The organism is Labrys sp. F242 (assembly GCF_057813875.1).
The window spans coordinates 1-24,266 of record NZ_JBVASG010000003.1 but is presented as its reverse complement, the minus strand read 5'-3'; the positions used below and the strand labels follow the sequence as shown (position 1 = coordinate 24,266).

At 63.1% G+C, this 24,266-nt stretch carries 19 protein-coding genes; 4 read left to right on the top strand and 15 right to left on the bottom strand.

Going from position 1 to position 24,266, the window contains the following annotated elements:
- Window positions 1–39: 39 nt before the first annotated feature.
- From ACZYTC_RS19825 to ACZYTC_RS19780, 10 genes are all read right to left on the bottom strand, one after another.
- Window positions 40–1,113: an acyltransferase family protein gene (locus ACZYTC_RS19825; protein WP_434958790.1), complete on the bottom strand. Its 1,074-nt coding sequence runs from the start codon at window positions 1,111–1,113 to the stop codon at window positions 40–42.
- A 631-nt stretch (window positions 1,114–1,744) separates the two neighbouring features.
- A complete protein-coding gene (locus tag ACZYTC_RS19820) occupies window positions 1,745–2,695 on the bottom strand; it encodes a phosphoribosylaminoimidazolesuccinocarboxamide synthase (protein WP_434958791.1) in 951 nt (316 codons plus the stop codon).
- Window positions 2,696–3,147: 452 nt separating this feature from the next.
- Window positions 3,148–4,074, bottom strand: coding sequence for a polysaccharide deacetylase family protein (locus ACZYTC_RS19815; protein WP_441770843.1), 927 nt, complete (start codon window positions 4,072–4,074; stop codon window positions 3,148–3,150).
- Between the two features lie 137 nt (window positions 4,075–4,211).
- Window positions 4,212–6,638, bottom strand: a complete 2,427-nt coding sequence (gene gyrB / locus ACZYTC_RS19810; RefSeq protein ID WP_434958793.1) for a DNA topoisomerase (ATP-hydrolyzing) subunit B — start codon at window positions 6,636–6,638, stop codon at window positions 4,212–4,214.
- Window positions 6,639–6,755: 117 nt separating this feature from the next.
- Window positions 6,756–7,373, bottom strand: coding sequence for a LysE family translocator (locus tag ACZYTC_RS19805; RefSeq protein WP_441770842.1), 618 nt, complete (start codon window positions 7,371–7,373; stop codon window positions 6,756–6,758).
- A gap of 69 nt (window positions 7,374–7,442) precedes the next feature.
- Window positions 7,443–8,165, bottom strand: a complete 723-nt coding sequence (locus tag ACZYTC_RS19800) for a nucleotidyltransferase family protein (RefSeq protein ID WP_434958795.1) — start codon at window positions 8,163–8,165, stop codon at window positions 7,443–7,445.
- Between the two features lie 139 nt (window positions 8,166–8,304).
- The gene (tsaE, locus tag ACZYTC_RS19795; RefSeq protein WP_454811440.1) at window positions 8,305–9,837 is read right to left on the bottom strand and encodes a tRNA (adenosine(37)-N6)-threonylcarbamoyltransferase complex ATPase subunit type 1 TsaE; all 1,533 of its coding nucleotides are present in this window, start codon (window positions 9,835–9,837) and stop codon (window positions 8,305–8,307) included.
- A gap of 77 nt (window positions 9,838–9,914) precedes the next feature.
- A complete protein-coding gene (locus ACZYTC_RS19790; protein WP_488990369.1) occupies window positions 9,915–12,365 on the bottom strand; it encodes a PAS domain-containing sensor histidine kinase in 2,451 nt (816 codons plus the stop codon).
- A gap of 807 nt (window positions 12,366–13,172) precedes the next feature.
- Window positions 13,173–13,409, bottom strand: a complete 237-nt coding sequence (locus tag ACZYTC_RS19785; protein ID WP_488990368.1) for a hypothetical protein — start codon at window positions 13,407–13,409, stop codon at window positions 13,173–13,175.
- A gap of 211 nt (window positions 13,410–13,620) precedes the next feature.
- Window positions 13,621–13,827 (bottom strand): DUF1674 domain-containing protein, encoded by a 207-nt coding sequence (locus ACZYTC_RS19780; RefSeq protein WP_488990367.1) that lies wholly within the window; start codon window positions 13,825–13,827, stop codon window positions 13,621–13,623.
- A gap of 450 nt (window positions 13,828–14,277) precedes the next feature.
- Between ACZYTC_RS19780 and ACZYTC_RS19775 the strand changes: the two genes are divergently transcribed.
- A complete protein-coding gene (locus ACZYTC_RS19775) occupies window positions 14,278–15,642 on the top strand; it encodes a trimethylamine monooxygenase (RefSeq protein ID WP_434958800.1) in 1,365 nt (454 codons plus the stop codon).
- 80 nt (window positions 15,643–15,722) lie between these two features.
- Here ACZYTC_RS19775 and ACZYTC_RS19770 read toward each other — a convergent pair whose 3' ends face one another.
- Entirely contained in the window at window positions 15,723–16,631 is a 909-nt protein-coding gene (locus tag ACZYTC_RS19770; protein ID WP_441770838.1) for a LysR family transcriptional regulator, read from the bottom strand.
- Window positions 16,632–16,747: 116 nt separating this feature from the next.
- Here ACZYTC_RS19770 and ACZYTC_RS19765 point away from each other — a divergent pair, with 116 nt between their 5' ends.
- Both ACZYTC_RS19765 and ACZYTC_RS19760 read left to right on the top strand, forming a co-directional pair.
- On the top strand, window positions 16,748–17,929 hold the full coding sequence (locus tag ACZYTC_RS19765) for an MFS transporter (protein ID WP_481273283.1): 1,182 nt from the start codon (window positions 16,748–16,750) through the stop codon (window positions 17,927–17,929).
- A gap of 30 nt (window positions 17,930–17,959) precedes the next feature.
- Entirely contained in the window at window positions 17,960–18,994 is a 1,035-nt protein-coding gene (locus tag ACZYTC_RS19760) for an aldo/keto reductase (RefSeq protein WP_441770837.1), read from the top strand.
- Between the two features lie 6 nt (window positions 18,995–19,000).
- Here ACZYTC_RS19760 and ACZYTC_RS19755 read toward each other — a convergent pair whose 3' ends face one another.
- The 4 genes from ACZYTC_RS19755 to ACZYTC_RS19740 form a co-directional block, all read right to left on the bottom strand.
- The gene (locus ACZYTC_RS19755; RefSeq protein ID WP_441770836.1) at window positions 19,001–19,288 is read right to left on the bottom strand and encodes a type II toxin-antitoxin system RelE/ParE family toxin; all 288 of its coding nucleotides are present in this window, start codon (window positions 19,286–19,288) and stop codon (window positions 19,001–19,003) included.
- A gap of 5 nt (window positions 19,289–19,293) precedes the next feature.
- Entirely contained in the window at window positions 19,294–19,527 is a 234-nt protein-coding gene (locus tag ACZYTC_RS19750) for a CopG family ribbon-helix-helix protein (protein WP_434959733.1), read from the bottom strand.
- Window positions 19,528–19,588: 61 nt separating this feature from the next.
- Window positions 19,589–22,033, bottom strand: a complete 2,445-nt coding sequence (locus ACZYTC_RS19745) for a GcvT family protein (RefSeq protein ID WP_488990366.1) — start codon at window positions 22,031–22,033, stop codon at window positions 19,589–19,591.
- 93 nt (window positions 22,034–22,126) lie between these two features.
- Window positions 22,127–23,017: a phosphotransferase gene (locus ACZYTC_RS19740; RefSeq protein ID WP_488990365.1), complete on the bottom strand. Its 891-nt coding sequence runs from the start codon at window positions 23,015–23,017 to the stop codon at window positions 22,127–22,129.
- A gap of 393 nt (window positions 23,018–23,410) precedes the next feature.
- On the opposite strand from ACZYTC_RS19740, the gene ACZYTC_RS19735 reads away from it, so the two are divergent.
- Window positions 23,411–24,266 (top strand): paraquat-inducible protein A (locus tag ACZYTC_RS19735; RefSeq protein ID WP_488990364.1); only part of this gene is annotated, 856 nt, incomplete at its 3' end.

Genomic DNA, 24,266 nt, shown 5'->3' with positions numbered 1-24,266 from the left:
AAAAAGAACGTTAAAACAAAGAATTACAACAAAAATAATTCAGGCATGAACACGCTTTGCCCTGGCACTCAGATAGTGGCGAATGGGAACATCATAGCAATAATGCGCCAGCAAACCGCCGATGATCGCGGCGACCACGACGATGGGAGCTTCGACATAGAAATTCTGCGCACCGAAGAACGAGCGGTAGAGGCCGTTGACCCAGCAGAAGATCGGAAAATGCAGGCAATAAAGCGGGTAGGATACGGTACCCGCGGTCGAGCAAAACGATGCAAGCCTGCCCGAACAATGAGCCCTGGCACCCGCCACCACCAAAGCGGGCGAAACCAGAGCCACCCAGGTGAGCTGCACCGCCCGCGGCAGTTCCGTCGGCCAGAAGAACAAGATGGCCATCACGCCGACCAGCAGCCCGAATACAACCGTCCATCCCTCCCACGCCGGCATCCTGTCCCGCATCTGATAGAGCACGACCCCGATGAAGAACGAGGCGCCGACGCGCGGGAAGCCGGCAAGGAAGGTATTGGGGGTATCCCCGCCCAAGCCGGTGATCATCAGGACGCACAGGCAGGCCAGGGCGATGGCGGCGGCGACCTTCTCCAGATTGGTGTGACGCAGGCGCCACCACAGCAGATTCGCGGTGATCTCGAGCAGGATGGTGTATTGCGGTACATTCAGCGGGAAAAAGCTGGGCCCTCCGATTTCGGCAGGAGCGCTGAAATTCGGCAGGCTGAAGGTGGAGAGCATCAGCGCATTCAGCAACTCGGCATAGGGAACCGGCGCGTGCTCGATGGCGCCGCGGACAACGAGATAGGCGGCACTGATGGCGAGGGCGAGGACTGTCAGCGGCAAGAGGCGCAGCAGACGTACGCGCAGAAATTTGAAACTATCCATCGAGCGGGTCTGCCCCATATAGGCATAGGACAGCACATAGCCGCTGAGGCAGAAGAACAAATCGACCGCCAGATAGCTGTTCCTGGCGACCCAGGGTACCGCCAGCCAGCTGCCGAGATGGATCAGCATCACGCAAAATGCGGCAAAGCCACGCAAACCGTCGAGCAACAGGAAATGCGGTTTGGCGGCCCCATTGCCGGGGATCGCGAAATGACGCTGCATCCTTACCTCGCCTTGTCTTGAGCAAGGGCGTTCATGCCTGAACGCCTCATTGCTCTAACGCCTTGTTTCCACGCGTCTTCGCGATATGCAGTGCCTTCCTCGGAGCGTAAGGCGCTTGAGGGTCATCGGCCTATTGCCGGTGACTGCGAAGCCGCATGATGAAGCCGGCACGACCGCATCGCCGCCGACTGCGCCCACCCAAACAGCCGACCTTCATTGCCAGCGCAGGATTTTTCCTAGCCGTAACTCCATAGTGACGCACGGGAATGTTTGCACAAAAATCGAATAATTGCAACACTCTTAACCATGATAAAACAAAAATATTATATATTCTTACAATTCATGCTATATATATAAAAACTAATTCGCGTTAATTGAAAATAATATTGAATACATACTGCAATGATTTGGTTTTCTTTGCAGAAATTCATTCAAGATTCAATGAATGCAACGTAAATGCTTCCCAAGATAAGCTGGCCTGGTGAAGTCAATCTTCGTCGCACCTCAGGCACAATCGCCAAGCAGTAATGTTCGAGCTATGCAACATAGGCGACCATAGAACTTGGCCGCGCCCTTTTTCGAGGGCGCGGCCAAGCCTGACAGGATGGAAAGGGCCGGTTTGCCCGATTCCTCAAAAGTAACGGGCGAGGTTGCGGCGGATGCGCTCCAGAGGCTTGTCTGCACCGTGCGGGCTTTCGAAGACTTGTCCGGTTATCGTCTCATAGGCCTGAATATAGATATTCGAGGTTTCGGCGATGAGTTCGGCGGGAATGGCAGGGATCGCTTCTTTATAAGGGTCACATCGCGCCGCCACCCAGTTGCGCACGAAATCCTTGTCGAAGCTTTCGGGCTTATCGCCGCCAGCAAAGCGCGTCGGATAGCTGGCGGCAAACCAGTATCGGCTGGAATCGGGCGTATGAATTTCGTCCGCCAGGACGATGCGCCCCTCGCCGTCGGTGCCGAATTCATATTTGGTATCGGCCAGGATCAACCCCTTCTCACGGGCCAAGGCCTGGCCGCGAGCGAAAAGCGCCAGCGCATAGCCGGACACTTCATCCCACTGACGCTGGCTCAGCAGACCTTTGGCGATGATCTCGTCGGCCGAAAGCGGCTCGTCATGGCCCCCATCGAAAGCCTTGCTCGTCGGCGTGATAATGGCCTGCGGCAAGGCCTCGTTGTCGCGCAGGCCGTCGGGAAAACGCGTGCCATACATCTCGCGCTGGCCCTGCTTGTAGAGGGTCAGGATGGAAGTACCCGTCGTACCGGCGAGATAGCCGCGCACCACGATCTCCACCGGCAGGATCGTCAATCTCTGCCCGACCACGACATTGGGGTCGGGATAATCAAGCACATGATTGGGGCAGATATCGCCGGTATGCTCGAACCAATAGCGCGCCGTCTGCGTCAACACCTGCCCTTTGCCGGGGATGCTGGCGATCGCCCGGTCGAAGGCGCTCAGGCGGTCCGTGGCGATGATGATGCGGCGCCCATCGGCAAGATCATAGTTCTCCCTCACCTTGCCGCGATAGTAATTCGGCAGTTCCGGGATGAAGGCATCTTGCAGGGCGGCAATATCGGGCATGGGAAGACCGTGTTGAGGCAAGGGGATGCGGCGCTTATGGCACGGCCCGTCCGCCATGTCACACCCGCCGCACCGTTCCCGATGTCGGATCATTGCCGTGCCGGACCCATGTACGCCCGCAAATCCGGTGGGCAGGAGGATCCACAAATGTTTGATGTCTTGCCGATTTCTCGTGATCATAGCCATGGCCCGATCATGAGGAACCGGCTTGGGGGCAAGCACCGGCAATTCCAGGGTTCAACTCACCCCGGACTTCTGCTATCATAGGTATTAACGGATCGCGGGGAACCGGTTCCGTTTCGATGACTGAGCCCATAGACTCAGCCAAGGACTGGGCAACCGGTCCAAGAGGCCTCAGGCCTATCGAACGCCGGATGACTAGGCGCGACTTTGGCGGCTTCAGAGCAAACCGCCCCTTATCTCCCCTCACTTCGATCGAACCGTTCGGCGGGTCATTTTGCTTGGCTTGATTGATAGTCCACCACCCATTGCGGCGGCTCGACTTCTCTCTTGCCGTCGACGGCAATGCCACGATCGCGTGCCCAGCGATAAGCCCACATCGGGCCGAAATGCGTGACGAAACGGACGGGTTGACCATAGGCCGGATCGGCCTGTGCTTCGGCCAATGTGACGAAGCGATAGCCCTTGCGCTCGAACAGCATCAGGATCTCTTCCAGCGCGGCGGCATTGAGGCGGTTGAGATGGAGGAGCAGCACCTGTGGCGGCTCATGGCCGAGCACCTGTCGGCTCAGCCCGGCATAATAATCGATCTGCCGATCGGTATGGTCGAGATAGGCCGCACGGATCTTCCCGGCGTCTCCCACGGCGCCTGCCGCCAAGGCGCGGCCATAGGCTTGTTCGAATATATAGTCGGAACTGTCGATGGTCGAGGCTGCCGGCTCGTAGCCGCGCTCAGCCAGCAAGGCAGCGATGCCATCGCGCTTCTCCGGCGTATCGCCGGTGTGATTCATGGCAAAGCGCATGAAGCGCAGCGGCTGGCCGGCTTTGGCCATCAGGGGCCGGATCGTTGTCTCGCCCTGCTCGATCTCGGCCCTGATGCCGGCAAGATCGAGGCTGTTGGTGTCGATATGGGCATAGCCATGATTGCCGAGCGACAGGCCCTCGCGGGTCCAGGCCTCGAGAATGCCCGTCGCCGGCCTCCCGACGCCCTGTACGGCCGTCTCGACCACGAAACCGATGGCAGGCGCCCGATGGCGGCGCAACGTCGCCAGGACTTCACTGTTGCGTGCGGCGACCTCGACCGGCGAGATATTGCCCAGTCTCGCCCCCACCGCGCCAGCAAAGGGCAGGTCATCAAAGGTGATGGCGACGCTTTTCATCGGCTCGGCCCGCGCCAGACCGATACCGGCTAATATCACGAGGACGCCCGCCAGAGCATCGCGCCGAAAAGCGGCAATCAGTTCTCGGCAAAATCCATACGACGTCGGCAGCCTACGGCACCGGACCCGATCGCAAAATCGGATCCGCGCCTGCAGCCACCGGCGCATGCCACGCCTCAGGCGTCGACTTGGGCGGTCAGCGCATTGTCCTGGATGAACTCGCGGCGCGGCTCGACGATGTCACCCATCAGCTTAGTGAAGATGTCCTCGGCCTCGACCACCTCCTTCACCTGCACCTTGAGCAGGGAGCGGGCATTGCGGTCGAGCGTGGTCTCCCACAATTGGTCGGGATTCATTTCGCCCAAGCCCTTGTAGCGCTGCAGGGACAGGCCCTTGCGGGCAGCATTGGTCAGCATCTCGAACAAGGCCACGGGACCGTGCACCTCGACCTCCTCGCCACGACGCGTGAGGGTCGCCGGCTTGCCATAGACTTCGCGCAGCGCCTGAGAGCGCTCGTCGAGCAGGCGGGCATCCACGGTGGCGAGCAATTGGGCGTCGAGCGTGTGGGTTTCCTTGACGCCGCGCACCATGCGCTCGAAGACATAGCCGCCCCTGTCGAGATGGCCGGTCCAGCCACGCTCGAATTCCTCGGCGATTTCATCGAGGCGGCGGGCGGTCTCCTCGGCCGCTTGCTGAGCCAGTGCGGGATCTGCCACCACCCCGATGTTCAGTGCGCCGGCGATGGCAGCCTGTTCCACCACGGTGCGGTTATAGCGGCTGTGGAGTTGCCCGAGCAGGGTGCGGATGGTGCGCGAATCCGTGATGACGCCGCGCAGATCCTGGCCAGCGCGTTCCTCGCCGCTACCGAGCCGCAGTACCGCCCCTTCGACGCCGGTGTCGATGAGATAGTCCTCGAGCGCGCGCTCGTCCTTGAGATATTGCTCGGACTTGCCGCGCGAGACCTTATAGAGCGGCGGCTGGGCGATATAGATATGGCCGCGGTCGATGATCTCGCGCATCTGGCGGAAGAAGAAGGTCAACAGCAGCGTGCGGATATGGCTGCCGTCGACGTCGGCGTCCGTCATGATGATGATCTTGTGGTAGCGCAGCTTGTCCGGGTTGAATTCCTCCGAGCCGATGCCGGTGCCGAGAGCGGTGATCAGCGTACCGATCTGCTCGGAGGACAGCATCTTATCGAAGCGCGCCCGCTCCACATTCAAAATCTTGCCGCGCAGCGGCAGCACGGCCTGGAACTCGCGGGAACGGCCCTGCTTGGCGGAACCGCCGGCCGAGTCACCCTCGACGATGAAGAGTTCGGACTTGGCGGGGTCGCGCTCCTGGCAATCGGCGAGCTTGCCGGGCAGGGAGGCAATGTCGAGCACGCCCTTGCGGCGCGTGAGTTCGCGGGCACGACGGGCGGCCTCACGCGCGGCGGCGGCTTCCGCCACCTTGCCGACGATGACCTTGGCCTCGGCCGGATGCTCCTCGAACCAGGTCGACAGCGCCTCGTTCATGGCGCTTTCCACCACCGGACGCACCTCGGAGGAAACCAGCTTGTCCTTGGTCTGGGACGAGAATTTGGGATCGGGCACCTTGACCGAGAGCACGCAGGTCAAGCCTTCGCGACAATCGTCGCCCGTCATTTCCACCTTCTCCTTCTTGGAGATACCGGAGGACTGGGCATAGCCGGTGACCTGGCGCGTCAGGGCGCCGCGCAGGCCGGCCAGGTGGGTGCCGCCGTCGCGCTGGGGAATGTTGTTGGTGAAGCACAGCACCGTCTCGTGATAGCTGTCGTTCCACCACATCGCCGCTTCCACGCCGATGCCGTCGCGTTCGACCTTCACATAGATGGGCGCGGGCACCAGTGCGGTCTTGGAGCGGTCGAGATAGCGCACGAAGGCGTCGAGGCCGCCTTCATACATCAGCTCCTCGCTCTTCTCGCCGCCATGGCGGCGATCGGTAAGCACGATGCGCACCCCGGAATTCAGGAAGGCGAGCTCGCGCAGGCGCCGCTCCAGGGTTGCGTAGTCGAATTCGACCTTGGTGAAGGTGCCGGTCGAGGGCAGGAAGGTCACCTCGGTACCACGCTTATCGCCGGCCGGCCCCACCATTCTGAGCGGCGCGTCGGCATCGCCATGGCTGAAGCTCATCGTGTGCTCGCCGCCGTCGCGCCAGATACGCAAAGTGAGCTTGGAGGAGAGAGCATTGACCACGGAAACGCCGACGCCATGCAGGCCGCCCGAGACCTTGTAGGAGTTCTGGTCGAACTTTCCACCGGCATGCAGCTGCGTCATGATCACTTCGGCCGCCGACACGCCCTCTTCGGCATGAATAGCGGTGGGGATGCCGCGGCCATTGTCGGTGACGGTGACCGAGCCGTCGGGGTTGAGCGTCACCGTGACGATATCGGCATGGCCAGCCAGCGCCTCGTCGATCGCATTGTCGACGACCTCGTAGACCATGTGATGCAGGCCCGAGCCGTCATCCGTGTCGCCGATATACATGCCGGGGCGCTTGCGCACCGCGTCCAGGCCCTTGAGGACCTTGATGCTGTCGGCGCCATAGTCATTTTCGGGCGTGTCGGACAAAGCGGGTTCAGCCATTGAGCAACTCATTCCTTGATTCGGAAAGGAATATAGGGATTCCCGACCCGAATTTCATGCCAAAACGGCACATTTTTGTGATTTATCAGATATTTATCAGTGGATGACTGGCATCTTTCACCGCGTAGCGATCGTCACCGCCGTGCCGGCGATGATGGTGCCGCAGCTTCGCGCCAGCAGCCGCATCGCCCGTGGGCTGGTGAGCAGGGACCGGGCCCGCCCGGCCAGGGCGATATAGAAGGCGAACACGGCCGCAAGCACCGCTTCGGTGACGATGGCGAGCTCGACGAAACTCGCCGGCGAAAGATGGCCGAGATCGATCAGGTTGGGCAAAAGCGCGGTGTAGAACACCATCACCTTGGGATTGCCGAGGGTGATCGACAAACCGCCGAGGAAGCTGCGCCAGCCGCTTTCGCTGCGAGTGTCGCTATCGACGGCCTGGGCGAGGTTCGCCGTCGTCCACAACTTCCAGGCAAGATAGAGCAGATAGGCAACGCCCGCATATTTGATCACCAGGAAAACGCCAGCGAAGCTCTGCGCCAGCACGGCCAGGCCGGCCGCGGCAAATCCGAGCCAGACGAGATCGCCGAGCGCAATGCCGACAACAAAGCCCAGGCTCTCGCGTACGCCCTTGCCGAGCACGCGCGCCACCAACGCCGCGATGCCCGGCCCCGGCAGGGCCGCGGCCACGAACAGCGCGCCGGCATAGACGGCGAGGGCGGCGGGATCGAGCATGAGGAGGCTCCGGTGGGAACCCCTTATAGCCGGTCGTAGCCGGGGTGGGAAGCTTCCTGGGACCGCCGATCACTCCAGCGCCGACTGCGCGATCTTCGCTTCGGCCGCGCCGACGGCCTCGGGTGTGCCGACATGCAGCCAAACGCCGTCGAGACGCCGCCCGAACAGGCGGCCCTTGGTCTCGGCTGCATCGAACAGCCGGTTCAGGGAGAAGATCTCACGCGTGCCCTCGAACAGTTCGGGCTTGATCAGCAGCACCCCGGCATAGGCGAAGGGGGCGGTCTCGTTCTCCCGCCGGCGCGAGAGCAGGCCCCGGCTGTCGAGATGATAGTCGCCCCGCCCGTCGAAGCCGATGCTGGTTGCCGTCGCCGCCACCAGCATCAGGATGTCCATGCGTTCGGGATCCCAAGCCGCCATGAGCGCCTCGAGATTGTTCTGCGGCCCTTCGATCCAGAAGCTGTCGCAATTGCAGACGATGAAGGGGGCCTTGCCGAGCAAGGGCAGGGCCTTGCGCACGCCACCGCCGGAATCGAGCAGGCCGGCGCGTTCGTCGGAGATCAGGATCTTCGGCTGATGCCGGCCGGCGAGATGGGCCTCCATCTGCTCGGCGAGATAGTGAACGTTCACCACCGCTGTTTCGACGTCCGATGCGGCGAGACGATCGAGCACATGATCGATCAGCGGCTTGCCGGCGATCTCGATCAGCGGCTTGGGCCTGATATCGGTCAGGGGGCGCATGCGCTTACCGAGGCCGGCCGCCAGCAGCATGGCGGTCGAGAAGGGGCGGGTCATGTGATACCGGTCCTCATATCAAGCTTAAAAAATGCTGGCGCATTCCCAGCTTGAACACCTGACGATTTTCGAAATCAAATCAAAGATTTGACGAAAACCGTCAGAAGGAACCAAGAGTCATTGAAAATGACTCTTGGTATTATGACATCTTCGCTTCTATCGCGAAGACGAAGGTCTCAAACCATTCCCTCAGGTCGGCCAAGGTGGGATGGGCCAAAGCGCGGTCGAGATAGGCTCGGATGCGTGGAATATGCTTGAGATAAGCGGGCTTGCCGTCGCGCTTGTCGAGACGGGCGAACAGGCCGAGCAGCTTGGTATTGCGCTGGGCCGCCATCACCGCATAGGCGCGCGCAAAGCCGGCGGGATCGAAAGCCGCATCGGCGCCGCGGCGCGCCTTGACATAGCGCGTCAGGAGCTGGAGTTCGAGCTCCTGGTCCACGCTCACCCGAGCATCGAGACAAAGCGAAGCCACGTCATAGGCGGGCGGGCCGATCATGGCGTCCTGGAAGTCGAGCAGGCCGATGCGCTTGATGCCCTCGCGCTGGGGCAGCCACATCAGGTTCGGCGAATGCACGTCACGCAGCAGCCAGCTCTGCTCGCCCTTGACGACGGGCGCGAGGGCCGAGCGCCAGAGCGCCGTGAAATGATCGCGATTGCGTTGCGACAACTGGGGCGCGCCAATCATCGGCATGTACCATTCGATCAGAAGCTCGACCTCGATATCCAGAGCGCCGTGATCGAAGGGCGGGATCTTGTGGTTGATGGCCGATGCGACGGGCAGCGTATCCGGCAGCTCCATGCCATGCAGGCGGGCGAGCAGGTCGATGGCCACGCCATAGCGCTCGGCAACCGGCTTGTTGTCCTCGGCAATGAAGTCCGTGCCGAAATCCTCCAGCAGGAGCAGGCCATGCAGCAGATCCTCCTTGAGGATCTGCGGCGCCGAGAAGCCGCGCTCCGTCAACCCCTTCGCCATCGCCACGAAGGGTTTCACATCCTGGGAGATATGGGCGATCTGGCTGTAGGTCTTGCCGTAGCGCACCGGCGTGCGGTCGGTACGGGCCGGCGAATTCATCAGGATTATCGTGGAGTCCCCGCGCCTGAGGCGGGCATAGGAACGGGTCGAGGCATCGCCCTGGACATGTTCACGTGACGCATCCTGCCAGCCGGCATGGCGCAGGAAATCGCCGGTCTGCGAGAAGCGGCGCAGCCGGGACGACCACTCGCCCGTGCCCGTCAGCGTCGCGCGCCGAGCGGTCTCGCTGCGGCCGGCATGCACGAAGCGGATGTCGAGTCGGTCGGCGGGAAGCGTCTCGCCGGCCTTTTCAGGCCATTCGACCAGCACCAGCGCACCGTCGGGCGCCTCGTCCCAGCCCAGTTCGTCCAGCTCGCTGGCATGGCCGATGCGGTAGAGATCGGCATGCACAACCGGGAAAACCGGCGTGTCGTAGAGCTGGATCAACGTGAAGGTGGGGCTGGAAACTTCCAGCTCCGGATCCTCGGCAATCTCACGGATCAGGGCGCGGGCAAAGGCGGTCTTGCCGGCGCCGAGATCGCCCGAGAGGGTGACGAGATCGCCGGCCCGCAGCGTCGCCGCCAGGTCGCGGGCAAGCAGCTCGGTCGCCGCCTCGCTCGGGAGGTCGACGGTCCATTGGTGGGTCAGGAGATCGGTCAATGGGCTGGGCCTTCAGATCGTCGGAGCATAGTCGTTGAGGTATGGAGCGCGATCCACGCGGATAGGCAGGCTTTTCATCATTCGGCAGCCTCCCTGTGGGCGGAAGCATCGACCGGAAAGCGGCAGGTCACGATGGTGCCGCGGCCTTCCTCGGAGACCAGTTCGACCGTGCCGCCATGCAGCTCCACGAAGGAGCGCACGATGGACAGGCCGAGGCCGACGCCACGATGGCCGCTCGAGCCGCCATGGGATTCGAAGCGGTCGAAGACGCGATCGATCACGGCCTGGGAAATGCCGCGGCCGCGATCCTCGACGCGGAAGACGATCTCCTGGCCCTTGCGCAGGGCCGAGAGCGTCACGGTGCCGCCTGCCTGCGAGAAACCGATGGCGTTGGAGAGCAGGTTGAACAACACTTGGCGCACGCGCTGGCCGTCGGCCTCGAAATTGCCGATGGCCTGGCTCGCCTTCATCTCCAGCCGGACACCGGTCTCGGCCAGGCGCGGCTGCACTGCCTCGGCCACGCCCTGCATGGCTTCGCGGATATCGACCTTGCCGAGGTCGAGCGTCATGGCGCCGGCATCGATGGTGGCGAGGTCGAGGATGTTGTTGATGATGGCATAGAGCGCGTCGGAGGAGGTCTTGATATAGCCGGCATATTGGCGCTGCTTCTCGTTCAGCGGCCCGGCGGCGCCATCGGCCATCAGCTGCACGAAACCGATGATGTTGGTCAGCGGCGAGCGCAATTCGTAGGAAACATGGTGGACGAAGTCGTTCTTCAAGCGGGCGGCTTCCTCCAGCGCCTCGTTCTTCTCGACCAGGGCGTTCTCGAAATTCACCGAATCGGTGACGTCGGTGAAGGTGGCCAGCGTGCCGCCATCCGGTAGCGGCACAGTGGCGACGTCGATGACCGTGCCATCGACCCGCATCATGCGCTGGTCGGTGGAATGGCGGGCATCGCCGAAGGAGGTGATCACCCCCTTGAGCGCCTGCCAGACCGCCTCGTCGCGGAACAGGACCGAGCAGCGCGACACCACGTCGTCGATATGAGGACGCTGCTCCAGCATCTCCTGCGGCAACCGCCAGATCGCGGCGAAAGCCGGATTGGACAGGCGCAGCCTGCCGTCGGACCCGAAGGCGGCGACGCCTTCCTTCAGATTTTCCAGCGTCTCGCCCTGGACGCGCGACAGCGCCTTGTAGCGGGCCTCCAGATCGATGCGCTCGGTGACGTCCTCGAACAGATAGGTGACGCCACCAGCCGGATTGGGCGTGGTAACCACGCGCGAGGTGCGGCCATCAGGCAAATGCCACCAATGCTCGGCCGGTTCGAAGGCGCGATAGGCTTCATGCAGCTTCGATTTCCAGGCCCTGAAGTCGGCCTGCTCGGGCAGGCGGCGCTGGGCGCGCAGGCGGTCGAGGATCTCGCTGTCGGTCGGCTTGCCGTCCAGGAAAGCCGCGTCGAGCTGCCAGAGCGCCGCAAAGGATGCATTGTAGAAAGTGAGGTGCTGATCGGCATCGAAGATCGCCACGGCGGTGGCGAGCTGGTCGAGGGTGCGCACATGCGCCTCGATCTGGCGGCCGATATCGGCCCGCATCGTCTCGACTTCCGAGACGTCGATCGCCATGCCGGCCGAGCCGCGGGAAGAGGGAATGTCGATCACGTCGAGCGTGCGCCTGGCACCGCCGACCACAGCAGGCACGCGCTTGAGGAAGGATTTGCCATCATGCCGCGCAGCATTGGCCTCCTCGCGCGCCGGCCGGTCGAGCAGCTCGATATCACCGCTGAGGACGTCGTTCTCGTCCTGGGCATCCACAGCCCTGGCATAGGCCTTGTTGACCCAGACCAGCTTGTCGTTGGCGTTGCGCAGCCAGAGCGGCACCGGCGCCTCGTCGAGCAGAGAACGGATCGCCTCGATCTCCTCGCTGGCGCGGCGATGCCGGTCGGCGAGGCGGGCAAGTTCCAGGCGGTCGCCGGTAACGTCGCGCAGCCTGAGCACGGCACGACCGCCAATGGCGCGGCCATCCGCTTCGACATAACCGCCATGGCGCGAGCGCGCCACCATGTGGAAGCTCTCGCCGCGTCCGCGCAGCGCCGCGATGTGCTCCTCCAATGTGCGGGTATCGTGATAATCGAGCCAGCCCGTACCGATCAGGCCGCGGCGGGAGGGAGAGATGGCGACGCCCGGCAGTTCACCCGACAGCAGCGGCAGGTCCTCAGTGCCGGACCAGACCGCGATCAGCTGCGGCTCGGACATCAGCAGGGCTTCGGCACGCTCGGCGCGGGCGGCCAGCACCTGCGCTTCAGCCTTGGCGGCACGGTCACGCTTGAGCCAGGCATTGCGGGCGCGCAGATAGAATACGGCGAGGCCCGTTGCCAGGATCAGCAGGCCGGCGAACAGAGCCAGCATGGCAAGGATGCGGCGATCGGCACTGGAGAGATTGCCGAACAGGCCCGATGTCGCCGGCACGGCATCGGCGGCCAATGCGGCTGATACGGGCAGCATGGCCGTCAAGGAAATGCCAGCGGCCAAGCAGAATTTCCTGGCAAGGTCCGCGGATGGGCCTCGCCAGGAAATTCTGCTTGTGTTTGATATCTTGCAGATTCCTGCTGATCGGGTCCGTGGCCCGATCAGCAGGAATCTGCTTGGGAGTCCGCCTGGGAATCTCCACCCTTTGTGCCTGGCTTGCCGTCTGTCCTGTCGCATCTTGCTTCGACGAATCCCTTCGGTACCGGACAGGCGCCGGCGAATGACGTTCCGCTCACCCTGAAACGCAACGCGACGTTGGCAGGACCGCGACAGCCTCGCCCGTCCTTCGACGGGCGGAAACCGCCAGGCTGCTGCGACCCCGTCTGCCAAGGGCGCAGGCACCGACGCGCCCTGCCCTCGCACATTTGCGGGCCCCGCGGACCGAATGGAGATCGGCCCCGCCCACAAAGGGAACCGGCTGTCATTGCGCATGACGTCCGGCCTTGCGCGGAGGCGCGGCCTCCCGGTCTGCACGACCGTGAACCCGTCCCCCGAATCAGTTCACTTTACCCTCCCCTTGACTCCCGCCGGAAGAGGTCATTCGGCGGCTATGCAAGGAAATTTGCAGGTGAAGGCTCCCAATGAGGGAACCAGACATGACGAAGCGACCCGCCATCTTGGCACCGATTATGGTTACTACCGGCTTAACAAGCCTTGATCGCCGGCGGAAATCTCCGAGGAACATGCAATCGGCAGCACAACAAAAACGCCGCCCCGGCAAGCGGGGCGGCGCGCAATATCACTTCACTATGATCTGATGGAAAAGAACGCCTTTCTACGCCTAGGTGATGAAACGTCCGGCGTGGCGGTTCAGTAGGCTTGGCTGTCAGGAAGCCGGTGGGCACCGTGCTGGACGGCATGGACCTTGCGGGGCCGGACGGCATTGTCGCTGGTGCCGAAGCGCTGATCACTGTCACCCGTCTGTTGGGCCGAGGCGGGCGCACCGTATAATTCAGGCCCGGTAACCAGACGGCCATGGGCATTGGCGGCCGTAGCGGCAAGAACGATACCAAACGCTGCAATCGTAGAAATCGCAAAGATCTTCATGACCATCTCCTCGAAAACTCATATGAAAAACGAGCGTGCAATGATCCAGAAGGTACGACGTAGCGTCCACACTCGCAATTCACGAGAAAGATCTGAGGCGTGAATTATTCGTGATGACGAATTTACCGATAGGAATACATCGGAAACAATTCAGCAATACTTGCGGCAATTCTGCGATCAACGCGCTGCCATACATCCGGCAATGACGGCTTCAAAAGTCGGAAGCGATGCCTTTCACTTCCCAATCACCATAACGCACGGGTTCGGGGCCATCGCGGCCATTGATCTCGCGCGGACGCTCGACCGGCTTTTCCGCCTTGCGGCGCTCGGCCGCCTCCACGAGCGCGCGCTTGGCCGCTTCGCTCAGGACCTTGCCAGGCGCAGCATTGGGAAGCGTGTCGGATTCAGGAGCAGACATGGGTCCTCCATCGCAAATATGGTATGTTCGATCAAGTACTTCTGCGAAAGTCGGCTCGATTTCGCGGGAAGCGGCGAGCAATGCCTTGCCCGCTCGCAAAGACCATGAGACTTGACCTTTGGAAGGTGAAGCTCACCATGTCGGGATGGCAAGCCCGCTCCGCAGACTCTTCCCGTAGATGGGAGCCAGATCAAAAAAACGAAGAGCCGACTTGTCACAGCGGCAGGTGAGATTATAGTCAGGAAATAAATATTATCCGCAGTGAAGTTCGCGGAGCTTGGATTGCATGCCGGCGAGCATCTCCCACCCGGCGTCATGCAAGCAAGCCCCATCGGGCCAGCGGCGGCCAAGCAGCGCGGCGACGGCTTTGAACGAGGCCGGCGGAGCGCCAATAAGTATAGAAATCCAGACGCTCAAACCAACCGCCATAACGGCAGAGGGGAAGAATATATGACAAGAGTTGCCGTGATCGGTGCCGGTCCCTCGGGCTTGGCTCAGCTCCGCGCCTTCCAATCCGCCGCCCGAAAGGGCGCCTCCATTCCCGAAATCGTCTGCTTCGAGAAGCAGTCCGATTGGGGCGGACTGTGGAACTACACCTGGCGCACGGGCCTCGACGAATATGGCGAGCCGGTGCATGGCAGCATGTACCGCTATCTCTGGTCGAACGGCCCCAAGGAATGCCTGGAATTCGCCGACTATTCCTTCGAGGAGCATTTCGGCAAGCCGATCCCATCCTACCCGCCGCGCGCGGTCCTGTGGGACTATATCAAGGGCCGCGTCGAGAAGGCGGACGTGCGTAAATGGGTGCGCTTCAACACGCCGGTGCGCATGGTGCGCTTCGACGAAGCCACCAAGAAGTTCACGGTAACCGCGCATGAACGCACCGAAGACCGCATGTATGACGAGGAGTTCGACTATGTCGTTGTCGCCTCCGGTCACTTCTCCACGCCGAACGTGCCCTATTTCGAGGGCGTGAAGAACTTCAACGGCCGCGTGCTGCATGCGCATGACTTCCGCGACGCCCTGGAATTCAAGGGCAAGGACATCCTGCTTGTCGGGCGCAGCTATTCGGCCGAGGACATCGGCTCGCAATGCTGGAAATATGGCGCGAAGTCCGTCACCACCACCTACCGTTCCAAGCCGATGGGCTTCAAATGGCCAGCCAATTTCGAGGAGCGCCCGCTGCTGCAGCGCCTGGAAAACCGCACTGCCTATTTCGCCGACGGTTCCAGCAAGGAGGTCGACGCGCTGATCCTGTGCACGGGCTATCAGCACCACTTCCCGTTCCTGCCGGATGATCTGCGCCTGAAGACGGCCAACCGGCTGTGGGCCGACCATCTCTACAAGGGCGTGATTTTCGACGGGAACCCGCAGCTCTTCTACATCGGCATGCAAGACCAGTTCTACACCTTCAACATGTTCGACGTGCAGGCCTGGTGGGCCCGCGACGTGATGATGGGCCGCATCAAGCTGCCGCCGGAAGCCGAGCTCAAGGCCAATTTCGACGCCTGGCGTGCCCGCGAGGAAACTCTCGAGAATGCCGAGCAGATGATCTGGTACCAGGGCGACTATGTGAAGGAACTGTTGGCCGAGACCGACTATCCCCAGTTCGACATCGAAGCCACCAACAAGACCTTCATGGAGTGGGAGCACCACAAGATGGAGGACATCATGGGCTTCCGCGACCATGGCTACCGCTCTCTGATGACCGGCACCATGGCGCCCAAGCACCATACAAGCTGGGTGGAGGCGCTCGACGACAGCATGGAAACCTATCTGCGCACGGAGCCGGAGGCAGCCACCAAGGTGGCGTAAGGCAGCCGCGATCGGAATTCAGGACGCCGGCCCCGACTCACGCGGGGCCGGTGTTTGCGTTTCCTGGGACCGCCAGGGGATCAACGCTCCTCCCGCCCGATCTTTTCAGCCAGGAAATCCACGAAAGCGCGGATGCGGGCGGCTAGGTGGTCATGGCCGACGAAGACGGCATGGATCAGCTCGACGTCGAGGGCGTTGTAGTCCTCCAGCACCGGCACCAACAGCCCGGCATCGATATCCGGCTGAACGTGGAAACGGCCGAGGCGCACCAGCCCGAGGCCGTCCATGCAGAGCTTGCGCATGGTCGGCCCATTATTGGCCATGAGATTGCCGGTGACCTGCACACGCCGCACCATGACCGAGCCGGGGTCGCGGAACGGCCAGCTGTCGAGGCCGCGCCGGAAGTTGAACAGCAGGCAATTGTGCCCCTCGAGGTCCTCGGGCCTGTCGGGCATGCCATGACGGGCGAGATAGCCGGGCGAAGCAGTGATCACCCGCCGGCTTTCCAGGATCTTGCGCGCCTTCAGCCCCGAATCGCGAAGGGGGCCCGAACGGATCGCGATGTCGGCCCTTTCCTCGACGAGGTCGATGACCTCGTCCGTGAGGGAGAGGTCAAGCTCGACCTTGGGATAGCGCGCCAGGAAATCGGGCAGTACCGGCACCACGCAGCGCGCCCCGAATCCCACCGACGCACTGACACGCAGCCGCCCTGATGGCACGACCTCGCCACCGCTCGAAATCATCCGCTCCGTCTCTGCGATGTCGGCAAGGATGGCCTGGGCGCGCGCGAGATAGGTCTCCCCCTCGGGCGTGAGCTGCAGGGTCCGCGTGGTCCGCACCAGCAGGCGGGCGCCGAGCCTGTCCTCGATCCTGGTAACGAGCTTGCTCACCGCCGAGGGGGACAGATGCAGCTTGCGCCCGGCGGCCGAGAAACTGTGCAACTCGGCTGCGGTGACGAACACCTCCATTTCGCCGGCCCGATTGTCCATGACAGCCTCTTATGAATTCAATTCAAAGCTATTCACCCATTATGCCGGATTATCGTGGCAATGCGTAGCGATCATATTGGTCCCGACACTCATTCACCCTTATCGGGACCATTCTCATGCCCCTCGCCCTCCTTGCCCTCACGATCGCGGCCTATGCGATCGGCACCACGGAGTTCGTAATCGTCGGCCTGCTGCCGACGGTCGCCGCCGATCTCGGTATCACCCTGCCGCTCGCCGGCCTGATCGTCAGCGTCTACGCCCTCGGCGTCACCTTCGGCGCACCCATCCTCACCGCCCTTACCGGACGTCTTGGCCGCAAGGGCCTGCTGCTCGGCCTGATGGCGCTGTTCGTCGTTGGCAACAGCGCGGCCGCGCTCAGCCCCAGCTATGAATTGCTGCTGGTCGCCCGCGTACTCTCTGCCTTCGCCCATGGCGTGTTCTTCTCGGTGGGTGCCACCATCGCAGCCGATCTTGTCGCACCCGATCGTCGTGCCTCGGCCATTGCCATGATGTTCATGGGGCTGACGGTGGCGATCGTTACCGGCGTGCCGCTTGGCACCTTCATCGGCCAGAGCTTCGGCTGGCGCGCCACCTTCTGGGGCGTCGCGGGCCTCGGCCTGATCGCCTTCATTGCCATCGCCGTGCTGCTGCCCGCCACGCTGCGCAAGGCGCCGCCGGCCAGGCTGATCGATCAGGTCCGGGTTCTCGGCAGCGGCCGCCTGCTGCTCGTCTTCGCCATGACGGCGCTCGGCTATGGCGGCACCTTCGTCGCCTTCACCTATCTTGCCTCGATCCTGGAGAAGATCACCGGCTTTGCCGCCGGTAGCGTCAGCCTGATCCTGGTGCTCTATGGCGCGGCGATCGCCGTGGGCAATCTCGTCGGCGGCCGCATCGCTGACCGCAATCCCGCCAAGGCCCTGATCGTCCTATTCGCCCTGCAGGCTGCCGTGCTGGCCGTCTTCGCCTTCACCGCGACCTCGCCCATGCTGACCCTGGTGACGCTGGCAGCCCTCGGCTTCCTGTCCTTCGCCAATGTGCCGGGCTTGCAGCTTTATGTGGTGCAGCTTGCCAAGGCCCATCGCCCGGCCGCCGTCGACGTCGCCTCTGCCCTCAATATCGCCGCCTTCAATCTCGGCATCGCACTGGGTGCCTGGATCGGTGGCCTGGTGGTGGCTTCACCGCTCGGCTTGGGTATGACGCCCCTGATCGGTGCTGCCTTGGTCGCCGCCGCCCTCGTGCTGACGCTGTGGAGTGCCGCGCTCGACCGCCATCCCGAGGCCATCGGCCAGTCGGCCTGATCTAGTTCCGTTTCTCGAAAGGACATCATCATGGACTATCGTCGTCTCGGCGCATCCGGCCTGAAAGTGCCGGTCCTCAGTTTCGGCGCCGGCACTTTCGGCGGCAGCGGCCCGCTATTCGGCGCCTGGGGTACCACGGATGAGAAGGAGGCGCGCCGCCTTCTCGACATCTGCCTGGAGGCCGGCGTGACCCTGTTCGACACCGCCGACGTCTATTCCAATGGGGCATCCGAGGAGGTTCTCGGCGCCGCCATCAAGGGCCGGCGCAGCGAAGTGCTGATCTCGACCAAGACCGCCTTGCCGATGGGCGACGGGCCCGGCGATTACGGCACCTCGCGCGAGCGCCTCATCCGCTCCGTCGAGGCTGCACTGCGCCGCCTGGGCACCGACCATATCGACCTCCTGCAGTTGCATGCCTTCGATGCGGGCACGCCGATCGAGGAGGTGCTCTCGACGCTGGACGGCCTCGTCCAGGCAGGCAAGGTCCGCTATCTCGGCGTCTCCAACTTCTCCGGCTGGCAGATCATGAAGTCGCTAGCCATCGCCGACCGGCATGGCTGGACACGCTATGTCGCAAACCAGGCCTATTACTCCCTGATCGGCCGCGACTATGAATGGGAACTGATGCCTCTCGGCCTCGACCAGGGCGTCGGCGCCCTGGTCTGGAGCCCGCTCGGCTGGGGTCGCCTCACCGGCAAGCTCCAGCGCGGCCAGGCGCTGCCGGCCGGCAGCCGTCTGCACCAGACCGCCGATTTCGGCCCGCCGGTCGAGGACGAACGCCTCTACCGCGTCATCGACGCCCTGAACGAGGTCGCCGCAGAAACCGGCAAGAGCGTGCCGCAGATCGCCATCAACTGGCTGACGAGCCGCCCCACCGTCTCCTCGGTGATCATCGGCGCCCGCAATGAGGAACAGCTCAGGCAGAATCTCGGCGCCATCGGCTGGAGCCTGACGCCGGAACAGCGCCAAAAGCTCGACGCGGCCAGCAGCGTGGAAGCGGCCTATCCCCACTTCCCCTATCGCCGCCAGGAAGGCTTTGCCCGCCTGAACCCGCCGGCAGTGTGAGGGGGGTCAGAGAGCCTCAGGCCATTCCTGCGACGTGTGTAAAATCGTGAGTATTTCGATATCGGCGTCCGCAACACGATAGGCAACGATATAGAGAATATCGCCCAGAACAAGTTCACGCGTACCGCCGATCCGTCCCGCTCGACCCAGGGCCGGATTGGCTTTCAAATGCTCGGCTGCCGACACAATTCGCGCAACCACTCGCTTGGCCGCTGCTGAGTTATCACGAGCAATATGATCGCCTATGGAATCGAGACGACCAAGCGCCCGCCTGGTCCAACGCAGGACTGCCACGCCCGTCAGGACCGCAGATATTTGGCCAGAACGGTTTCGACCTCGGCGTCCGTGGCGAAGTCTCCCCGATTGGCATCGGCAAGGCCCGCTTCGATCTCCGCAAGCTGCCAAGACTCTCGGGCGACAAAGTCTTCAATCGCCCGAGCAGCGACGTAAGATCGCGAGCGATCAAGCTTGGCGGCCAGGCGGTCGAGCCTGTCCGTCGTTTCGTCTGCGAGTCGAACTGTGAAAGCACTCATGCCGCACCTATGTGGTTCTTTTTGAATATAATCGAACCACATAGGTTCACAAGATATGCCCTCACCCCTTCACCCGCTCCATCTTCGGATCGTAAAGCGGTTCGAGGAACACCTGCGCCTTCACCCGTTCGGTGGCGACTTCGAGCTCGTAGCTGCCGGAAAGCACATAGTCGGCATCGACGCCGGCGGGATCGCGCACATAGCCGTAGCCGATATTCTTGCCCACCGTGTAGCCGAAGCCGGCCGAGGCCAGCCAGCCGCAGCGCTTGCCATTGCGATAGATGGTTTCGCGGCCGAGCAGGATGACCTCGGGATCGGCGACGGTGAAGCCCGCGAGCAGGCGCGGCAGCGGCTTGGCGGCCTGGTCGAGCAGCGCCTCGCGGCCGAGGAAGGGGATGTCCTTCTTCAGCTTCGCCGCCCAGCCGAGCCCAGCCATCAAAGGCGAATGGTCCGGCCCGATTTCGCCGCCCCAGGCCCGGTAGCCCTTTTCCAGGCGCAGCGATTCGATGGCGCGATAACCGGCATTGACCAGGCCGAGCGGAGCACCCGCTGCCATCAGCGCGTCATAGACCGTCAGCGCAAACTCCATCGGCACATGCAGTTCCCAGCCGAGCTCGCCGACATAGGTCACGCGTAGCGCCAGGACGCGTGCCCCGGCGATGTGCAACGGCCTGGCACTCCCGAAGGGCGCCGCGGCATTTGAGAGATCCTCAGCCGTAAGCCCGCCGAGAATCTCGCGCGCCTTGGGGCCCATCAGCACCAGCACGGCAAATTGCGAAGTGACGTCCTCGACCTGGACATCGAGCCCATCGGGGACGTTGCGCCGGATCCAGTCGAAGTCATGGCTGGCAAAGCCGGTGCCGGTGACGAGGTAGTAGCTGCCATCCCCGAGCCTGGCCACGGTGAGGTCGGTCTCGATGCCGCCCTTGCGATTGAGCATCTGGGTGTAGCTGAGGCTGCCCGGCTTCTTGACCACGTCGTTGGCGCAGAGCCAGGACAGCGCCTTGTCGGCATCGCGCCCCTTCACGGTGAACTTGGCAAAGGAGGTCTGGTCGAACACCACGGCCACCTCGCGGCAGGCCTTATGCTCGCGGCCGACGGCAGCGAACCAGTTCTGGCGGTCATAGCTATAGACGTCCCTGGCGTCCTCGCCAGCGGCAGCGAACCAATTGGGCCTCTCCCAGCCGAGCTTCTCGCCGAACACGGCGCCCTGCGCCCTCAGCCGGTCATAGAGCGGCGAGCGGCGCAAGGGACGGCCGGACTGGTACTCCTCGAAGGGCCAGGCCATGGTGTAGTGCTTGGCATAGGCCTCCATGGTCCGCTGGCGCACCCAGCCGGTATCGAGCGTGTTCTTGCCGAAGCGGCGGATGTCGACGGCCCACAGATCATAGGGAGGCTCGCCCTTGGCCACCCATTCGGCCAGGGCCATGCCGGCGCCACCGCCCGAGGCGATGCCGAAGGCGTTGAAGCCGCAGCCGACATAGATACCTTGGGTTTCCGGCGCCGCGCCGAGGATGAAATTGCCGTCCGGCGTGAAGCTTTCGGGCCCGTTGATGAACTGCTTGATGCCGGCATTTTCCATGGCGGGCACACGACCGATGGCAAGCTCCATCAGTGGTTCGAAATGGTCGAGATCGTTCTCCAGGAGCTGGAACTCGAATGGCGAGGTGGCCGAGGTATTGGCCCAGGGCTTCGGATTGGGCTCATAGCCGCCCATCACCAGGCCGCCGACCTCCTCCTTCCAATAGGTGAGGCGATCGGGATCGCGCAAGGTCGGCAGGTTGGAGGTGATGCCCTCGATCCGCTCGGTGATCAGATATTGATGCTGCATCGACACCAAGGGGATGTTGACCCCAGCCATACGGCCGATCTCGCGCGACCACTGGCCGGCACAGATCACGATCTTTTCGGCCTGAATGCGGCCTCGATCGGTAAGCACGGCCTTGGCGACGCCGCCCTCGACCTCGATGCCGGTGATGGTCACGCCCTCGCGGAAGCTGACGCCGCCCATGCGCGCGCCCCTGGCGAGCGACTGGGTGATGTCGGACGGCGAGGCCTGACCGTCGGTCGGCAGGAAGGCGGCGCCGACCACGTCGTCCACCTGCATCAACGGCCACAGGTCCTGAGCCTCCTTCGGGCTGAGCAACTGCATTTCCAGGCCGAAGGAGGTCGCCGTGGTGGCCTGCCGCTTCACCTCGGTCCAGCGTTCCTGGTTGCAGGCGAGCCTGAGGCCGCCATTGCGCTTCCAGCCGGTGGCGAGGCCCGTTTCCTGCTCCAGCCGGTCATAAAGGGCGACGGAATAGCCGAGGAGCTGGGTGATGTTGGCATTGGTCCTGAGCTGGCCCACCAGGCCGGCGGCATGCCAGGTCGAACCCGAGGTGAGCTTGCCGCGCTCGAGCACCAGCACGTCCGTGAGCCCCATCTTGGCGAGGTGATAGGCGGTGGAACAGCCGATGATGCCGCCACCGATGATGACGATCTTGGCGGAAGTGGGCAGGTCGGACATGGAGATCTCCTGGGAGCGCGGGCGTCCTCGCCCGCTCTTGGAAACACGACGCATGGAGGAAACAGCGGGCGAGGACGCCCGCGCTCCCAGGGACTACTCGTCCCGCCACGCCTGATAGGCAGCCTCGTAGCGCCGCAGATTCTCGGCGGTATAGCCGGCATAGTCGAAATCGAGGCTGGAATGGATCTCGGACACCATGCTCCACAGCGTCTCGCGCAGCAGCGAGGCCGCAGTCATGGCGGCAAGGCGCCGGCGCAACCCGTCATCGATGGGCCGTTCGAAATAGGCCGCCGCCAGGGTTTCGCGCGCCGCGGCATCGAGCTCGGAATTGGAGGCGAGACCGCCAAGGTCGAACAAAGGCGAGTTGAAGCCGGCATAGTCCCAATCCACAAGCCAAAGCCTCTTGCCGTCGTCGAGGAAATTGGCGGCGAGCAGGTCGTTGTGGCCGAAGACGATATCGACAGGACCGACGCCTTCTTCCAGGCGTTCGCTCTCGGTCAGCAGGCGCGGCAGCAATTGCAGATGCCGGCTCGCTCCCTCCCTCAGTGTATGGCCGTAATCACGCACGACCTGGAACACCCAGAAGATCGCCGCGGGGCCCCGAAAGAAGCGCGGCATCTCACGATGGCAGCGCCGGATGAGGTCGATCATGGCCTGATGGTTGCGGGGGTCGCGCACGTCCTCGGGCGTGAAGGTGCGCCCCTCGATGAAGCGCAGCACCAGGGCACCCGGCTCGTGGTGCACCACTTCCGGCGAGATGCCGGCCGCGAAGGCGGCCTTGCTGGCGGCCAACTCGTTGGTGCGACTGATCTGGTGCAGGGGAATGTCATCCCCGATGCGCACGACATAGCGGCCGCTGCCGTCATCGACGGTGAAATTGGTGTTGGTGATGCCGCCGCCGAGCGGCTGCGGATCGACCCTGCCGTGCCAGCACATCAGGGTCGCCGCCCTCTCGCGGGGGCTATGAAGCGGCACCTTGGGCATGGCGGCTCCGGATGGTTTATTCAATGTTGAGGGAGCCTAACCCGATCGGTACCAAATCGTCCAGATATCCCGTCTCACAATACCAGGCTGCGCAGCGCTTCGGTGCCCGCGATGCCGACGCCTTAATAATTCTTATGCCGTCTAAGCCTTGGCTTTTCGCGTCGCATGCGACAAAAGGGATCCGGAAAAGGCTGATGGCGGCAATGCAGTCGTCCGCTTGCGAACGTTTAGGAAAGAGCCGTTCGATATTAAGACATCGGATTTACGATCGGCTCGAAGAGAGACTTCAGGGGAGATTCATCGTCTCCATTGGCAAAATGACGTTGCGGCAGGGCCGGAGTTCTTTTGTGATTCGAGTGCAACGGTGACATGGTAGCCGGCCGGACAGATCGGGTGATCACCCCGACGACGCGAAGCTCCACCCAGATCATGGAGTGCCACGATTGCGGGCTGCTGCATGACGTGCCGCCGCTCAAGGACGGCATGCGCGCGCGCTGCTCGCGCTGCGGCGCCACGATGGAGCATTATCGCGCCATCTCGCTGAGTCACGCCTACGCCTATAGCTGGGCCGGTGCCATCTGCTTCGCCATGGCCAATTTCCTGCCCTTCATCAAGCTCGAAATATCCGGACGCGCGCAGGTGGCCAGCCTCGTCACCGGCATCAAGGCGCTCTACGACCAGGGATTGTGGGAACTGGGAATCGTCGTCGCCTTCACCATGCTGGTGGCGCCGGGCCTGCAGATTCTCGCCCGCCTCACGGTCCTGACCGGGCTGAGGATGCGGCGCCCGCCGCGCTGGCTGCCGCTCGTCCATCGCGGCGCCAGTTTCGTCGGCCGCTGGGCGATGATCGAAGTCTATATGCTCGGCCTTCTCGTCGCCTATGTGAAGCTGATCGATCTCGCGCGCGTCGATCTCGGCCCCGCCGTGTTCGCCGTGGTGGCGCTGATGCTGGTGACGGTGGCGACCGGCTCCCTCCTGGACGACGAAACCATCTGGCGCAGCTTTGCGCGCAAGGGCGTGGCTCCCCATCCTCCCCGGGTGGATCCGAGCCGCCCGACCGCCCTGTGCGAATCCTGCTGGCTCGTGTCGAACCTGCCCGCTTCAGGCCATGACGCGGACTGCCCACGCTGTTCGGCGCCCCTGCATCAACGCAAGCCCAACAGCCTCACCAGAACCTGGGCCCTGCTGATCACCGCCGCCATCCTCTACATACCGGCCAATCTCTTCCCGATCATGACGGTGATCTCGC

Excerpts from the sequence above, each read along its gene's own strand:
- ACZYTC_RS19740 (WP_488990365.1), bottom strand. The coding sequence starts at position 23,017 with ATGCCCAAGGTGCCGCTTCATAGCCCCCGCGAGAGGGCGGCGACCCTG.
- ACZYTC_RS19760 (WP_441770837.1), top strand. The coding sequence starts at position 17,960 with ATGGACTATCGTCGTCTCGGCGCATCCGGCCTGAAAGTGCCGGTCCTC.
- ACZYTC_RS19805 (WP_441770842.1), bottom strand. The coding sequence starts at position 7,373 with ATGCTCGATCCCGCCGCCCTCGCCGTCTATGCCGGCGCGCTGTTCGTG.
- ACZYTC_RS19765 (WP_481273283.1), top strand. The coding sequence starts at position 16,748 with ATGCCCCTCGCCCTCCTTGCCCTCACGATCGCGGCCTATGCGATCGGC.
- ACZYTC_RS19800 (WP_434958795.1), bottom strand. The coding sequence starts at position 8,165 with ATGACCCGCCCCTTCTCGACCGCCATGCTGCTGGCGGCCGGCCTCGGT.
- ACZYTC_RS19820 (WP_434958791.1), bottom strand. The coding sequence starts at position 2,695 with ATGCCCGATATTGCCGCCCTGCAAGATGCCTTCATCCCGGAACTGCCG.
- ACZYTC_RS19825 (WP_434958790.1), bottom strand. The coding sequence starts at position 1,113 with ATGCAGCGTCATTTCGCGATCCCCGGCAATGGGGCCGCCAAACCGCAT.
- ACZYTC_RS19750 (WP_434959733.1), bottom strand. The coding sequence starts at position 19,527 with ATGAGTGCTTTCACAGTTCGACTCGCAGACGAAACGACGGACAGGCTC.
- gyrB (WP_434958793.1), bottom strand. The coding sequence starts at position 6,638 with ATGGCTGAACCCGCTTTGTCCGACACGCCCGAAAATGACTATGGCGCC.
- ACZYTC_RS19780 (WP_488990367.1), bottom strand. The coding sequence starts at position 13,827 with ATGTCTGCTCCTGAATCCGACACGCTTCCCAATGCTGCGCCTGGCAAG.
- ACZYTC_RS19775 (WP_434958800.1), top strand. The coding sequence starts at position 14,278 with ATGACAAGAGTTGCCGTGATCGGTGCCGGTCCCTCGGGCTTGGCTCAG.
- ACZYTC_RS19770 (WP_441770838.1), bottom strand. The coding sequence starts at position 16,631 with ATGGACAATCGGGCCGGCGAAATGGAGGTGTTCGTCACCGCAGCCGAG.
- ACZYTC_RS19745 (WP_488990366.1), bottom strand. The coding sequence starts at position 22,033 with ATGTCCGACCTGCCCACTTCCGCCAAGATCGTCATCATCGGTGGCGGC.
- ACZYTC_RS19785 (WP_488990368.1), bottom strand. The coding sequence starts at position 13,409 with ATGAAGATCTTTGCGATTTCTACGATTGCAGCGTTTGGTATCGTTCTT.